The sequence below is a fragment of the Streptacidiphilus albus JL83 genome (assembly GCF_000744705.1).
Classification (GTDB): Bacteria; Actinomycetota; Actinomycetes; order Streptomycetales; family Streptomycetaceae; genus Streptacidiphilus; species Streptacidiphilus albus.
The window spans coordinates 8867589-8881528 of sequence record NZ_JQML01000001.1; the positions used below are offsets into that span (position 1 = coordinate 8867589).

Consider the following 13940-nt stretch of genomic DNA (forward strand, 5'->3'; position numbering starts at 1 on the left):
CAGCGGGACCTCGGCCTCCCCGTCCGTCCCGCGCACCTCGCCGTCCTCGGCGGAACCGTCCTCGGCGGAACCGTCCTCGGCCGCGCCGTCCCCGGCCGGCGGGTACCAGCCGAAGCCGAAGCCGTCGGCGTTGACCGTGCCGTGCCGCTGCAGCCGGGGCGCCCAGGACTGCTCGAACAGGCTGTGCTCCGGGGCCAGCAGGACCTCGCCGAGCGTGGTCGGCGGGCCCAGGTAGGCCAGATGGCGGCACATCAGGCGGACTCGCCGGGGTCCGCGTCGCGGGCGGTGCGGAAGCCGGCGAAGATCTGCCGCCGGATCGGGTAGTCCCAGTTGCGGAAGGTCCCCCGGCAGGCCACCGGGTCGGCGGCGAAGGAGCCGCCGCGCAGCACCTTGTACTCCGGGCCGAAGAAGACCTCCGAGTACTCCCGGTAGGGGAAGGCCGCGAACCCCGGGTAGGGGGCGAAGTCGGAGGAGGTCCACTCCCAGACGTCGCCGAGCAGCTGCCGGGCGCCGCAGGGCGCGGCCCCGGCCGGCCAGCTGCCGGCCGGGGAGGGCTGGAGGTGGTGCTGGCCGAGGTTGGCGTGGAGCGGTCCGGGGTCGTGGTCGCCCCAGGGGTGGCGCAGCGAGCGGTCGGCGGCCGGGTCGTGCCGGGCGGCCTTCTCCCACTCGGCCTCGGTGGGCAGCCGGCGTCCGGCCCAGCGGGCGTAGGCGTCGGCCTCGTACCAGCTGACGTGCACCACCGGTTCGTCGCCGGGGACCGGCTCCTCCCGGCCGAAGCGCAGCCGCAGCCAGCCCTCGCCGTCGCGCTGCCAGAACAGCGGCGCCACCAGCCCGGCCTGGCAGCGGTGCGCCCAGCCCTCCGGCGTCCACCAGCGCGGCTCGTGGTAACCGCCGTCGGCGATGAACTCCTGGTAGGCGGCGTTGGTCACCGGTGTGGTGTCCAGCCGGAAGGCGGCCAGCCGCACCCGGTGGGCGGGCCGCTCGTTGTCCAGCGCCCACGGGTCGGTGGAGGTGCCCTGGGTGAACGGCCCGGCCGGGACCAGGACCTCGCGCGGCAGCTCGGCCGCGTCGGCGGGGCGGGCGGCGGGGCGGGGCGTCCAGCACGGCGGGGCCCCGGCGGAGCTGGTGGGTGGCGAGCATGGTCTCGTCGTGCTGCTGCTCGTGCTGGGCGATCATGCCGAAGACGAAGCCCCCGGCGAGCAGCGGACCCGCGCCGGCGTCCGTCCCGGCCCGGTCGAGGACGTCCAGGGACTGCTCGCGGACCTCGCGGAGGTACCGCCGGGCCGGGTCCGGCGGCAGCAGCGGCAGCTCGGGCCGGTCGGCCCTGGGGTGGCGGAAGGCGTCGTAGAGGTGGTCCAGGTCGGGGCGCAGGGCCGGCCGCCGGCCGGCCGTGCGCACCAGCCACAGCTCCTCCTGGTTGCCGATGTGGGCGAGGTCCCAGACCAGCGGCGACATCAGCGGCGAGTGCTGGGCCAGCAGCTCCGCGTCGTCCAGGCAGTCGGTCAGGGCCAGGGTCCGGCGGCGGGCGGTCGTCAGCGCCGCTGCCGCGCGCTCGCGGAGCGCGGTGGCGTCCTCGGCCGCCGCCGCGGCGGACCCGGCCGAGTCGGCGGACCGGGCCGGACCGGCGGAGCGGGTGCGGGTGTCGGGGTTCATCGGTGGCGTCCCTCCAGGAGGTCGTCGGCGGGGCAGCGCCCCCGCTCGGCGTAGCGCAGGGCGAATGCGGCCACCTGCTCGCCCAGTCGGCGCAGCTCCGGGTCGGCGCCGGTGGGGGCGAGGGCGGCGAGGCCGGCCTCGAAGCAGGAGCGGACCGCCTTGCCCAGCACCGGGTCGGCCGGGCCCAGGCGGGCGGCGCGGGACCAGGCTGCTTCGGGCGGCACCACGGCGCCGTTCGGGCACAGCGGTTCGGTGGCCTCCCAGGCGGCGCGGGCCGCCGCCGGGTCGTCCAGCAGGGTGGCGGCCAGCGCCAGCGGCACGGTCCAGCCGTCGCCGCCCTGGGCGTCGATCATCCGCAGCTCCAGCCAGCCGCGCGGGCGGACCGGCGGGAACAGCGTGGTCAGGTGGTAGTCCAGGTCCGCGACCGTGGGCCGGCGCAGCCCCGGCGCCCCGCGCGACCAGGCGCGGAAGGTCAGCCCGGGCGGCGCCTCCCAGTCCAGCGGCGGATCGCGGCGCAGACAGAGCAGCGGCGCGTCCAGGGCGTAGCGGGCCCAGGCGGCACGCGGGTCGGCGTCCGGCTCCGGCGGCCGGGTGCGGCTCGGGTCCATCCGCTCCCACACCGCGCGCCGGGTGGACCGCCAGCCGGTCGGCCGCCCGCGCCACAGCGGTGAGTTGGCGAACGCGGCGACCAGCACCGGCCCCAGCCGGTGGACCAGCTGCCAGCGGAACCGGTAGCCGGTGACGCCGCTGCCGTCGTCCCCGGCGTCCAGGTTGACCTGGACGGCGGCGGTCGCGCGCATCATCATCCGGCCCCAGGGGCCGACCCGGTCCAGGTAGGACTCCATGGCGCGGTAGCGGGGGTGCTCGCTCACCCGGGGCGGGTCGCGGTACGGCTCCAGTCCGCCGTCGGCGAGCAGCAGGCCCTCGGCGGCCAGCGCGCCGCGCGCCGCCCCGGTGTCGGCCAGGGCCGCGCGGACGCAGTCGGCGAGCGAGTCGGCCGGCAGCGAGCTGAGCTCCACCTGGCCACCGGGCTCCCGGGTCAGCCGGGCGCCGGACGGCAGTCCGCCGGGCCGTCCCAGCGGCTCCAGCGCCCGGTCCACCCGCAGCGGGTCCACGGTACGGCGGCCGTCGGCGGCGTCCTGGACCAGCCACTCCAGCTCCACGCCGGTGCGCAGGGGCGGGCCGGTCTTGAAGCAGACCCCGTACACATGGGCCTGCGCCTCGTGCTCCGCCAAACCGGTGCCCATCGCGCTCCTCGGTCGCTCCAGTGGAATCAGTTGCTCGCATTCCGTCTGCGGTCGCAACCCGACTTGTTCCGATATGAGGGAATTTATCCGCTCGGCCGTGACTTGGCCCAAGGGAAGTCCACGAGAGGTACCGCGTCCGCATTCGCCGCCTCGTCCCCGTGGGAGGGCTGCTGCCGTGACTTCGTCCCGAACCGCCGTCGAGACCGCTGTCGAACCGACCCCTGATCCGCGCCGATGGCGGGCGCTGGCCGTGATCGCCGTCGCCCAGCTGATGATCGTTCTCGACATCACGGTGGTGAACATCGCGCTCCCCTCGGCCCAGAAGGACCTCGGCATCTCGGTCGGGGACCGGCAGTGGGTGATCACCGCCTACACCCTGGCCTTCGGCGGACTGCTGCTGCTCGGCGGCCGGATCGGCGACCTGGTCGGCCGGAAGCGGATCTTCCTGATCGGACTGCTGGGCTTCGCCGGCGCCTCGGCGCTGGGCGGCTGCTCGGTCGACCCGGTGATGCTGTTCGCCGCCCGCGCGCTGCAGGGCGCCTTCGGCGCGGTGCTCGCGCCCTCGGCGCTGGGGCTGCTGTCGACCACCTTCCGGGACCCGAAGGAGCGCAGCATCGCCTTCGGGATCTTCGGCGCCATCGCCGGCGGCGGCAGTGCCGTCGGACTGATCGCCGGCGGCCTGCTGACGGAGTACCTGGACTGGCGCTGGTGCCTGTTCGTCAATGTGCCGATCGCGATCTGCGCCGCGCTCGCCGCCTTCCGGCTGATCCCGGACGACCGGATCGCCAAGGGCCGCCGGGTCGGGCTCGACCTGCCGGGCGCCTTCCTCGGCTGCGGCGGACTGCTCGCCATCGTCTACGGGACGTCCGAGGCCGAGTCGAGCGGGTGGGCCGCGCCGGAGGTGCTGGGCTGCCTGATCGGCGGGGCGCTGCTGCTGGTGGCCTTCGTGCTGGTCGAGCGGCGGACCACGCACGCGCTGCTGCCGCTGCACATCATCGGCAACCGGAACCGCGGCGGCGGTGCGCTCTCGGTCGGGCTGGCGGTGATCGGCCTGTTCGGCCTGTTCCTCTTCCTCACCTTCTACCAGCAGCAGATCAAGGGCTACTCGCCGGTGCTGACCGGCATCTCCTTCCTGCCGCTGACCGGGGCGCTGGTGCTGAGCTCCACCGGGATGGCGGCCCGGCTGATGAACCGGGTCCCGACCCGCAACCTGGTGGTGCCGGGACTGCTGCTGGCCGCCTGCGGAATGGGCTGGATGACCCGGCTGACCCCCGGCAGCGGCTACGCCACCACGGTGCTCCCGGCCGAGATCCTGCTCGGCCTGGGCATGGGCCTGGTCTTCATGCCCTGTCTGAGCCTGGCCACCCTCGGGGTCGCCCCGCGCGAGACCGGCGCCGCCGCGGCGACCATCAACTCGGCCCAGCAGATCGGCGGTTCCATCGGCACCGCGCTGCTGAACACCATCGCCGCCAGTGCCACCACGGCCTACCTGGTCGGCCGGAACGCGGCGAGTCCGGCGGTGGTCAACGCCGGTGCGGTGCACGGCTACACCGTCGCGGCGGCGGTCGCGCTGGGCATCCTGCTGGCGGCGGCGGTGATCGCGTTCCTGATGATCGACCACCGGCCCGGAGTGCCCGTGGAACCGGGCGCCGGAACGGACGCCGCACCGGGCGCCGCCCGGAGCGCGCAGGGCGGCTAGGCTCGCTGTGCAGGCCCACTCCTGGAGGCGACCGTGCGGGTCATCGGTTTCGATCATGTCGTGCTGAAAGTGAGCGACGTCGAGCGGTCGCTCGACTTCTACTGCGGACCGCTCGGCCTGGAGCCGGTGCGGGTGGACGAGTGGCGCGCGGGCAAGGCGCCGTTCCCGTCCGTGCGGGTGAGCCGCACCGCCATCATCGACCTGGTCCACGGTGACCGCGACGGCTCCAACATGGACCACTTCTGCCTGGTCGTCGCGGAACTGGACTGGCAGGCGGTGATCGACTCCGGGGTGTTCACCGTGCTGGACGGCCCCGGGACGCGCTACGGCGCCCAGGGCGAGGCCCAGTCGGTCTATGTGCTCGACCCGGACGGCAACACCGTCGAGCTGCGCTGGTACCCCCGGGCCGACTGAGCCTGAGGGTGGTCCGACCGCGTCGGGGACAGGGGCTGACGCGGTGTCACGGCACCTCGGCGGGACCGGTGTCGGCGGCCCCGTGGGGACGGGTCCGGCGTCAGTAGCCGGCCTTGGTGTAGGCGATCGTGGTGAACGAGCCGTAACGGGCGTCGGCGTAGCGGACGCCGGCGATGATCGAGTCGACCGGGTTCAGGATGTCGGTGTGGCCGGGCAGCGCGTACTGGGCGAAGGTCGGCTTGATCGTCTGGAGCAGGCCGTAGGTGCCGCCGTACAGCGCCTGGTTGGCGTCCCAGTGGTTCTCGGCGAGCGGGTTGCCCGAGGACTCGGTCAGCGCGCGGGCCTTGATGGCGCCGGCCGACGGGACGTTGTCACCGTGCGCGGCCAGAATGGCGCGGGCCTGGGCGATCCAGCCGTCCAGGTTGTTCGGGTAGGACACGGAGGCCGTCCTGACCGGGGCCTTCTCGGCGGGCTTGGCAGCCGCCGGGGCCTTCTCGGGGGCCTTCTCGGCCGCCTTCTCCGGGGCCTTGTCCGGGCTCTTGGTCACGGTCTGCACCGGGGCGTCGGCCTTGGCGGCCGCGGGGGCGGCCTGGGTGTGGGCGACGGTGCCGTGCTTGCTGCCGACCGACGCGAACGCCGGAGTGGCGGCTGCGGCGGACGCGAGCACGAGGGCAGCGGCGATGCCTGCGGACGTGCGGGCGTTGAGGTGCATATCACTCCAATGAAGGCGGGGCAGAAACGGCCGCGACGAAGCGGAGGGCCGGCGGTCGACGGACCGCGGGTCCCCGATCGCCCAGGGGGCCGGGGGTGCTCGGGGGCGGTCGCTGACCGGGCCCGCCCGAGCGGGGAGGAGCGCGGATGGCGCGCGAGCGAACCTGGGTGGTTCCGACTCACGGTGCCGCGCTCAGCAGGCGTCTCGTTCGCCTGCTCCACCACCGTCACACGCAGATGTGGTTGGAACAAGAAAATATGGGCAGAAGTGCCAGAGGCCACATTCACCTTGAAAGCGACATCCTGCCCATCCGGCTGTCCCGGAGGCGGCGCCGGCCCTTGCGGCGCAAGGGGGAGGCGGGGTCGGAGCGGCATCCGACGGCGTCCGCCGTCGGCCGGGCGGTGTGGCGCCGGTCACCGGCGCAGCGCCGGAGGTCGACCCCGGCGGGCCACCACGGAACGTGCCCGATCGGCCACCGGCCGTCGCCGGGCCGGGCTTCGGCTACCTGCCCGGTAGCTGTCCGCTCACGGACGGTAGGGCAGGGCGGGGACGGTGAAGCAGTTGGTGTCCATGTCCGGGACCTGGGTCACCCAGGCGCCGCCCTGCCAGCGGGCCACATTGAGGCAGGCGTGCTGCGGCCCGGTCGGCGGCGGCTCGGCCACGAAGTCGGTCGGGATCAGCAGCCGGTGCGCGTCGTACAGCTGATCCCGCGTCATGTAGCGGTCCAGGCAGGCCCGGTCGACCTGGGCTCCGCAGGATCCGGCCGCGTCGGTGAACCACTGGGCCGCCGCCCAGCCTTCGAGCTCCCACTGCGACAACAGCGGCTCCCGGGACGGGTAGTAGCGGCGCATCGCCGCTCGGAAGGCGGCCACGGCCGGGTACCGGACGTCCTCGTAGGAGCGGCTGTCGGAGGTCACCCAGAGCGCGTCCAGGCAGCCGGGGACGCCGCTGTAGTCCGATCCGGCCCGGGCGGACCAGTTCTGCACATTGGTGACCTTCGCCGCCACCGACACCCCCGCCGAAGCCATCGCCCGGCACAGGGCGACATTGCCCTGGGTGTCCAGCGCGTCCATCAGCAGCCGGGTCCCGGCGGCCTTCATCCCGGCGGCCACGGCGGCGAAGTTCGGCAGCGCGAAGTCCACCGTCTCGTTCAGCACGCGGTAGCCCTCCGCCCGCAGCCCCTGGACCAGTTGCGCGGCGTAGCCGGCCGAGGCGGCCTGGTTGTAGGAGACCACGGCCGCGTCGTGCAGCCCGAGTCGCTGCTCGAACCAGCGGTAGACCTCGGTGGTCTGGTACTCGACGCCGTTCCAGCCGACCGACCGGCCGTTCCTCGGCTCCGAGCTGCCGTAGATCTGGTAGAGGTGCGGGTACTGGTCGTAGGCGCTGCCGATCGGCTGGCCGCCGATGTCGGGCACCCCCTGGGCGCTGACGTAGGGCGCGCCCGCGTAGTCGAACGCGGTGGTCGCCACCAGCGCCACCGCGTGGTCCCGGTCGATCAGCTGGTGGACGCAGGTCTGGTTGTCGCCGCCGTCGCCGCTGTCGTCGCAGAGCACGGCCCGGACCGGGTGGCCGTTCACGCCGCCGCCGGCGTCCAGCGCCTGGAAGAACGCCCGGGCCCCGTAGGAGGGGCCGCTGAAGGTCTCGGTGCCGAGGACGCTGCTGATCGAGGCGACGATGCCCACGGTGATCGGCGCCGCCGGGGCCGCCGGTCCCGAGGCCGCCGGGCGGGCGCCGCCGAAGTCGCGGACCGGCAGCCTGCTGCCGCAGCCGGCCAGCGCGGACGGCAGCAGGGCCGCCAGCAGGGCCGCCGGCAGCAGCGCGGCCGGGACCGGCGTCCACGCCCTCCGCCTCGGCCGGGGCCGGGCCTTCGGCCGGGCGGCCCGGTTCCCGTGCCCGGTCAGGAGCAGCCGGGCACGGCGGCCCCGCCGTTGCCGAGCTTGACCAGGCTGCAGAGGGTGTTGTCGGCCACCTTCCAGGTGACGCCGCTGAGCACGGCCTTCCCGGCCGCGTTCGGCAGCGCCGGCTTGCCGCTCTGGCACAGGTTGAAGGTGACGTTCGCGCTGGTCGCGCCGGTGAAGGCGACGCCGGTCACGGTGGCGGTGGCCTTGGCCGCGAGCGGGTTGCCGGCGAAGCCCTTGAGCACCGGGGCGAACAGGGCGCCGTTCTGCAACAGGCCGATCCTGGTGTCGGTGGGCGTGGTCGGGTCGAAGAACTCCTGGAAGGTGGTCGCGATCTGCTTGCCCGCGGCGGTCGGGTCCGCCGGTCCGGTGCCGGTCACGGTCGGCGTGCCGATGCTGCCGCACTCCGAGGCCATCGAGGTCGAGGTGCCGGACCCCGTCGGGCCGCTGGACGTCGCGGCGGGAGTGCTGCTCGCCGACGCCGTCGAGCCGCCGCCACTGCTGCTGCAGGCCGTGGCCGTCAGTAGGACGGCTGCCCCGAACAGCGCGACCGGGGTGTAGCCGCGTAGCACTGCGGAGCTGTTGACCATGGAGCCCTCACCATCCGACTCGGTGTTCCCTCCGACGCCTCCGGCACCGGCTGTCCCGTAGGCTATCGGTAACCCGGCGTGGTCGCACGGCAACTGTACGTGTCGCGGCGCTCGGACGAGCCGATCGACAGGGGAGCTGATGACGGGCCCGCGCCCTTCGGCCGAGCGGGCGGTGGCGGCGCTGCGCACGCTCGGTCCCTACCTGGGGTGGATCTGCTGCGCCGCCGGCGCGCTGCTCTGCGCGCTCGGCTGGTACGGGGTCTCCGGGGAGGTCTACGCCGCCCGGCAGATCCCCTACCTGGCGTCGGCGACCGCCCCCGGCACGGCGCTGATCGTCGGCGGACTGGTGCTGCTGGCCGGGCGCGACCGGGGTCGGGACGGCGGCCCGGGCCCGGAACGGCTGCGGCGGCAGGTCGCGGAGCTGCACGGCCTGCTGACCGAGCCCGCGCCGGAGACGGCCGGAGCCGGCACCGGAGCCGGGGGAGCGGAGGAGGCGCTGCTGGCGGTGGCCGGCGGGAGCACCTACCACCGGGCCGACTGCCCGCTGGTGGCGGGCGACCGCGACCCCCGGCCGGTCACCCCCGCCGAGGCCGCCCAACGCGGGCTGCGCCCGTGCCCGCTGTGCGACCCGCCGGCGGTCTGAGCGGATGGCCGCGCCGCTGCTGCTCGACCTCGCCCTCGCCGGGATCACCGTGGGCAGCGCCGCCGCGCTGTCCGGCATCGGACTGGTGGTCTGCTACCGCGCCACCGGCGTGCTCAACCTGGCCCAGGGCGCGGTCGCCATGGTCACCGCCTACGCGCTGCGGCAGACCGTGGTGGTCTGGCACTGGCCCCGGGTCCTGGCCATCGCCTGCTGCGTGCTGGTGTTCGCCCCCGGACTGGGCGTGCTGATGGACGTCGCGGTGTTCCGGCGGCTCCAGCGCCGCAGCGCCGGCACCGCCGAGACCCTGGTCGCCGGGATCGGGGTGTTCGTGCTGCTGGTCGGCGCGGCGGCGCTGCTCTGGGGACTGACCCCGCTCGGCGACGCGCCGGTGGTGGTGGGGTCGACCCTGCTGCTGGTCGCCCCCGGTGGACTGCGGCTGACCGCCGACACCGTCGTCGAGCTCGGCGCCGTGCTGCTGATCACCGCCGGGGTCGCCGCCGTGGACCGCTGGACGCCCTTCGGCACCACGGTCCGCGCCGTGGTCGACAACCGCCGGCTCGCCGAGCTCTCCGGCCTGGACGCCGACCGGGTGTCCTCGGTGGGCTGGGCCTTCGGCGCGTTCACGGCCGGCCTCACCGGCGTGCTGCTCGCGCCCGGCCTCCGGCTCGACCCCTACGGGCTGCCGCTGCTGGTCATGGAGACCATGGCGGTGGCCGTCGCCGCCGGTCTGAGCAGCCTGCCGCTGGCGGTCGCCGCCGCACTGGCTCTCGGCATCGGGCAGAGCGAGCTGACGGCCGTTCACCTCACCGGCTGGGCCGAGGCCCTGCTGCAGGCGGTCAGCGCCAACCTGTTCGTGCTGGCCCTGGTCGCGGCCGTGCTGATCCCCGGCCGGCTCACCGGCCCGGGCACCACTGACCCGGAGCCGCTGCCCTCCGAGGACCGGACCCACGCCGTCCCCGGCGGCGCCCTCAGGCTGACCGGGGCCCTGGTGATGCTGATCGGTCCGCTGGCGCTGCGCGAGGACGACCTCCGGCTGCTGCTCCCCGGCCCGGGGCTGGGGCTGGTCCTGCTCTCGCTGGTCGTGGTCACCGGCTACGGCGGGCAGATCTCGCTCGGCCAGGCCGGGTACGCCGGGCTGGGCGCGCTGCTGACCGGGGCGTTCGCCGGGGGCGCCGTACCCGGGCTGCCCGCCCTGTCGGCCCCGCTCTCGCTGCTGCTGGCGGTGCTGGTCACCGCCCCGTTCGGACTGCTGGTCGGCCGGCCGGCCATCCGCCGGCGCGGACTCGCGCTGGCGCTGGCCACCTTCGCGGTCGGCACCGCGATCAACCGACTCGTCTTCCAACAGCCCTTCTTCACCTCCGGACTGCTGCTGGACCGGACCGGGGCCTGGGCCGACGACCGCGCCTTCTACGCGGTCGAACTGCTGCTGCTGGGGGCGGCGCTGCTGCTGGTGCGGGCGCTGCGGAAGGGCCGGACCGGCAGGGCGCTGGGCGCCGTGCGCGACCACGAGCCGGCCGCCCGCGCCGCCGGGGCGAACGTGCCCCGGCTCAAGCTGCTGGCCTTCACCGTCGGCGCGGCGCTGGCCGCCCTCGGCGGCGGGCTGCTCGGCCTGGGCTCCCAGGCCTTCGACCCGGACGCCTTCGACCCGGTCCTCGGGCTGGTGTGGTTCGCGGCGGTGGTGGTCTTCGGCGCGGGCAGCGCGACCGGCGCGGTGCTCGCGGCGGCCGCGCTGACCACGGTGGACGCGGCCACGGCGGCGGGCGTCTCGACCGTCGCCGTGGGCGTCCTCGCGCTGCTGCGCGGACGGCTGCCGGGCCCCGCCGACCCGCGCCGCCCGCCCTCGCCGAGCCGGGCCGGGCATCGCGCCCGGCGGGGGCGGAGCCCGGCCGGTACGGCTGAGTGCGCGCGGACGGGCGCTGGCCGAGCGGGTCCGACCGCCCGGCGGCGCCGGATGAGCCCGGTGCGTCCGGGCGGGAGCCGGCTCGGGGCCGAGGGGCTGGTCTGCCGCTTCGGCGGGGTGACCGCGCTGGACGGGGTGTCGCTCCAGGTCCCGCCGGGCCGGATCACCGCGCTGACCGGAGCCAACGGTGCGGGCAAGAGCACCCTCTTCCGCTGCCTCAGCGGGGACCTCCACCCCGACGCCGGCCGGGTCCGACTCGACGGCCGCGACATCACCGGGCTGCCCGAGTACGTCCGGGCGCGGCTCGGCCTCGCCCGGACCTTCCAGCAGGTGGCCGTGTTCGCCCGGCTCACCGTCGCCGACAACCTGCGGGTCGGCGCCGAACAGGCCGGCGGCTGCCGGGGCCGGCAGGCCGACGCCGCCGTCGCCCGGACGCTGCGCCTGCTCGGCCTGGGCCGCGACGCCGAGCGCCCCGCCGGCAGCCTGCCCACCGGCACCCTGCGGCTGGTCGAGCTGGGCCGCGCGCTGGCCGCCGACCCCGGCGTGCTGCTGCTGGACGAGCCCGCCGCCGGGCTGGACCCGGAGCAGACCGAGCGGCTGGCCGTGCTGCTCACCGCGCTCGCCGGGAACGGCCTCGCGGTGCTGCTGGTCGAGCACGACCGGGAGCTGGTGGACCGGATCGCGGACCGGGTGCACACCATGGGCGCCGGAAGGATCACCCCCGATGGCCGTTGAGATCGCGCTGGAGCGGGCCCGGGTGCGGTACGGCCCGTTGGAGGCCCTCCACGGCGTCGACCTCCGGGTCCCGACCGCCCGGCTGACGGTGCTGCTGGGCCGCAACGGCGCGGGCCGCAGTACGGCGCTGCAGGCGCTGGCCGGGTCGGTGCGGCTCTCCGGCGGACGGGTGAGCTGGCACGGCGGATCGACCGCAGGGCGGGACATCACCCGCCTCGACGCCTACCGCCGGGCGCGGCTCGGGCTGGCCCTGGTTCCGTCCGAGCGTGCGGTCTTCCCCTCGCTCACCGTCGCCGAGCACCTCTCCCGGCTCACCGGGCCGGCCCGGGAGAGCGCGCTCGACCTGTTCCCGGAGCTGCGGCCCCGGCTCGACCGTCGGGCCGGGACGCTCTCCGGCGGTGAGCAGCAGATGGTCGCGCTCGCCCCGGCACTGGCCGGACCGGCCCGGCTGCTGCTGCTCGACGAGTTCGGACGCGGGCTGGCCGCCCCGGTCACCGCCCGGGTGCGGGCGGCGCTGGCGGTGGCGGTCGCGGCCGGCCGGACCGTGCTGCTGGCCGAGCAGGCGCTGCCGCCGGACCTGCCGGTGGACCTGGTCTACCTGCTGCACCGGGGCTCGGTGGCCTTCGTCGGCGAACCCGGTGAGCCGGCGCTCCGGGACGGTCCCGGCCCGGGCGGGCCACCGGAGCGGTAGCGGACGCCCGGGCCGGGGAAGGGCGGTGAGGGGCGGGGAGGGGCGGGGTTCAGCAGTCCCCGGGCTCCAGCGAGCCGAGGCCGCTGCCGAGGATCGGGCGCACCTCGTGCGGCCGGTTCATGTCCACCGCCCAGCCCTGGCTGCCGCCGCGCACATTGGAGAAGTGGTACTGCGTGCGCGCGTCCGGCACCAGCGGCTTCACCAGCGACACGAACTGGAAGGCTTCGGCGTGCCCGGCGCCGGCCAGGATGTCGTACGCCTCGGCGGGCTGGAGGGTGATCGGCAGGTCGATCGGCAGCACCCCGCCCCAGCGCTGGGCGTTGGTCCTGATGCCGGAGACGGTGCCGTCGAGGTCGGCCGCGACCTCGACGCTGCCGATCGCGCCCGCGACCGAGTTGTTCAGGACGAAGTCCCAGCGGGTGACCTTGGCCATGTCGGTGGTCGGCCCGCTGGGCGACTCCCCGCTCGCCAGCATCAGCGTGGTCACCGTCGGGTACTCCGCCTGGACGTGCTCCAGCACTTTGTCGGTGAGCTGAGCCAGCGTCAGCTGGTCGGCAGCAGCGGCACGTTCGGCCGTCCGATGGGTGGTGTGGCGGGCGGTCGCGGCCTGGGCCGGGCTGAGCGCCCCGCCCAGGACGGCGAGGCCGAGGGCGGCAACGGTGCAGCCGAGAGTCTTTCGCATGCTCACTGCAGGTCCTTCCGGATGAGATCGGTGTCCCCCCGAGGCAGTCTCGGGCCGCGCGGCCGGGGCGGCCCGGCGGACGGGCATCCGGCCCAACGCGGGGCGCTCCGCGGCCCGGCGGCGACGGACGTGCGGTGGACACCGCGACGGGGGCGATCGACGATCGGACTGTCGGTCGGATCTGCGAGGAGCAACCCCATGGCACTCTCCGTCATCGTCGGGGTCGACGGCCCCGAGGACAGCACCGCCGCCGTCGACTGGGCCGCCGACGAGGCCCGGCGCCGGGGCGTGGCGCTCAACCTGGTCCACGCCTGGAGCTGGAGCCCGCGGCAGGCCCCGGCGCTGCTGGAGATCGAGCTCGCCCGGCTCTCGGCGGAGGACGCGTTGGGCCGACTGGCCGCACGCGCCGCCGAGCGCGACCCCGGGCTGTCGGTCAGCACCACCGTGGCCGAACAGCCGGTGCGCGAGGCACTGGTGGAACTCGGGGAGGGAGCGCCGCTGCTGGTCGTCGGCAAGCGCGGGACCGGCGGGTTCCCCGGTCTGCTGGTCGGCTCGACCAGCCTCAGCGTCGCCGCCCGCGCCTCCTGCCCGGTCGTGGTCGTGCCCGACGGCTCCGTGCCCCCGGGACCGGGCGGCAGGGTGGTGGCCGGGATCGACGGCCGGGAGCCGGGGGAGGCGATCCTCGCCTTCGCCTTCGACGCCGCCCGGCGCGAGCAGTTGCCGCTGCTGGTGGCGCACGCTTTCAGCTACCCGCTGATCACCGGCCCCGGCCACGAGCTTCCGCCGGTCTACGAGGAGGGGCACATCGAGGCCGAGGCCAGCCGGACGGTCGCCGAGATCCTGGCCGGCTGGCGGGAGAAGTACCCCGAGGTCGCGGTGGTCCAGGAGGTGGCCCGCAGCGGAGCGGCCAAGCACCTGCTCGAATGGTCGGTCGGCGCGCGGCTGCTGGTCGTCGGCCGGCACGGCCGACCGCACAGCGCGCTGGGCCGGCTCGGCTCGGTCAGCCAGGCGGTGGTGCACCACGCGCAGTGCCCGGTCGCCGTCGTCCCGATGGACTGACCTGCCGTCAGCGCCCG

The 13940-nt window shown here is 75.5% G+C and carries 12 protein-coding genes and 1 pseudogene; 7 read left to right on the forward strand and 6 right to left on the reverse strand.

Annotated features, from left to right (window positions below; all coding sequences use genetic code 11):
• Positions 1 to 251 precede the first annotated feature (251 nt).
• Both egtB and egtA read right to left on the reverse strand, forming a co-directional pair.
• Positions 252 to 1653 (reverse strand): annotated as a pseudogene (gene egtB / locus BS75_RS43690) (ergothioneine biosynthesis protein EgtB).
• Positions 1650 to 2900, reverse strand: coding sequence for an ergothioneine biosynthesis glutamate--cysteine ligase EgtA (egtA, locus tag BS75_RS38480; RefSeq protein WP_034091540.1), 1251 nt, complete (start codon positions 2898 to 2900; stop codon positions 1650 to 1652). The pseudogene egtB and the gene egtA overlap by 4 nt, the downstream one beginning before the upstream one ends.
• 175 nt (positions 2901 to 3075) lie before the next feature.
• Between egtA and BS75_RS38485 the strand changes: the two genes are divergently transcribed.
• Both BS75_RS38485 and BS75_RS38490 read left to right on the forward strand, forming a co-directional pair.
• Entirely contained in the window at positions 3076 to 4599 is a 1524-nt protein-coding gene (locus BS75_RS38485; protein ID WP_063776590.1) for an MFS transporter, read from the forward strand.
• Positions 4600 to 4632: 33 nt separating this feature from the next.
• Positions 4633 to 5013 (forward strand): VOC family protein, encoded by a 381-nt coding sequence (locus BS75_RS38490; protein WP_034091541.1) that lies wholly within the window; start codon positions 4633 to 4635, stop codon positions 5011 to 5013.
• Positions 5014 to 5113: 100 nt separating this feature from the next.
• On the opposite strand, the gene BS75_RS38495 is transcribed toward BS75_RS38490, so the two are convergent.
• Complete coding sequence (locus tag BS75_RS38495) at positions 5114 to 5725, reverse strand: transglycosylase SLT domain-containing protein (RefSeq protein ID WP_042439842.1); 612 nt, start codon at positions 5723 to 5725, stop codon at positions 5114 to 5116.
• 524 nt (positions 5726 to 6249) lie between these two features.
• Entirely contained in the window at positions 6250 to 7407 is a 1158-nt protein-coding gene (locus BS75_RS38500; RefSeq protein ID WP_331281461.1) for an ABC transporter substrate-binding protein, read from the reverse strand.
• Here BS75_RS38500 and BS75_RS51085 point away from each other — a divergent pair.
• The gene (locus BS75_RS51085) at positions 7400 to 7666 is read left to right on the forward strand and encodes a hypothetical protein (RefSeq protein ID WP_231608250.1); all 267 of its coding nucleotides are present in this window, start codon (positions 7400 to 7402) and stop codon (positions 7664 to 7666) included. The genes BS75_RS38500 and BS75_RS51085 overlap by 8 nt on opposite strands.
• On the opposite strand, the gene BS75_RS38505 is transcribed toward BS75_RS51085, so the two are convergent.
• Complete coding sequence (locus tag BS75_RS38505; protein WP_042439838.1) at positions 7623 to 8213, reverse strand: hypothetical protein; 591 nt, start codon at positions 8211 to 8213, stop codon at positions 7623 to 7625. The genes BS75_RS51085 and BS75_RS38505 overlap by 44 nt on opposite strands.
• A 139-nt stretch (positions 8214 to 8352) precedes the next feature.
• On the opposite strand from BS75_RS38505, the gene BS75_RS38510 reads away from it, so the two are divergent.
• The 3 genes from BS75_RS38510 to BS75_RS38520 are packed head-to-tail and all read left to right on the forward strand — an operon-like array spanning position 8353 to position 12182.
• Entirely contained in the window at positions 8353 to 8856 is a 504-nt protein-coding gene (locus BS75_RS38510; protein ID WP_042439836.1) for a hypothetical protein, read from the forward strand.
• A gap of 4 nt (positions 8857 to 8860) precedes the next feature.
• Entirely contained in the window at positions 8861 to 11491 is a 2631-nt protein-coding gene (locus BS75_RS38515; protein ID WP_034091542.1) for an ABC transporter permease subunit, read from the forward strand.
• Entirely contained in the window at positions 11481 to 12182 is a 702-nt protein-coding gene (locus BS75_RS38520) for an ATP-binding cassette domain-containing protein (protein WP_034091543.1), read from the forward strand. The genes BS75_RS38515 and BS75_RS38520 overlap by 11 nt, the downstream gene beginning before the upstream one ends.
• A 49-nt stretch (positions 12183 to 12231) precedes the next feature.
• Here BS75_RS38520 and BS75_RS38525 read toward each other — a convergent pair whose 3' ends face one another.
• Positions 12232 to 12864, reverse strand: coding sequence for a hypothetical protein (locus tag BS75_RS38525; RefSeq protein ID WP_052070251.1), 633 nt, complete (start codon positions 12862 to 12864; stop codon positions 12232 to 12234).
• 198 nt (positions 12865 to 13062) lie between these two features.
• On the opposite strand from BS75_RS38525, the gene BS75_RS38530 reads away from it, so the two are divergent.
• Positions 13063 to 13923 (forward strand): universal stress protein, encoded by an 861-nt coding sequence (locus tag BS75_RS38530; protein WP_034091544.1) that lies wholly within the window; start codon positions 13063 to 13065, stop codon positions 13921 to 13923.
• Positions 13924 to 13940 lie beyond the last annotated feature (17 nt).

Excerpts from the sequence above, each read along its gene's own strand:
- egtA (WP_034091540.1), bottom strand. The coding sequence starts at position 2,900 with ATGGGCACCGGTTTGGCGGAGCACGAGGCGCAGGCCCATGTGTACGGG.
- BS75_RS38495 (WP_042439842.1), bottom strand. The coding sequence starts at position 5,725 with ATGCACCTCAACGCCCGCACGTCCGCAGGCATCGCCGCTGCCCTCGTG.
- BS75_RS51085 (WP_231608250.1), top strand. The coding sequence starts at position 7,400 with ATGCCCACGGTGATCGGCGCCGCCGGGGCCGCCGGTCCCGAGGCCGCC.
- BS75_RS38505 (WP_042439838.1), bottom strand. The coding sequence starts at position 8,213 with ATGGTCAACAGCTCCGCAGTGCTACGCGGCTACACCCCGGTCGCGCTG.
- BS75_RS38510 (WP_042439836.1), top strand. The coding sequence starts at position 8,353 with ATGACGGGCCCGCGCCCTTCGGCCGAGCGGGCGGTGGCGGCGCTGCGC.
- BS75_RS38515 (WP_034091542.1), top strand. The coding sequence starts at position 8,861 with ATGGCCGCGCCGCTGCTGCTCGACCTCGCCCTCGCCGGGATCACCGTG.
- BS75_RS38520 (WP_034091543.1), top strand. The coding sequence starts at position 11,481 with ATGGCCGTTGAGATCGCGCTGGAGCGGGCCCGGGTGCGGTACGGCCCG.
- BS75_RS38525 (WP_052070251.1), bottom strand. The coding sequence starts at position 12,864 with ATGCGAAAGACTCTCGGCTGCACCGTTGCCGCCCTCGGCCTCGCCGTC.
- BS75_RS38530 (WP_034091544.1), top strand. The coding sequence starts at position 13,063 with ATGGCACTCTCCGTCATCGTCGGGGTCGACGGCCCCGAGGACAGCACC.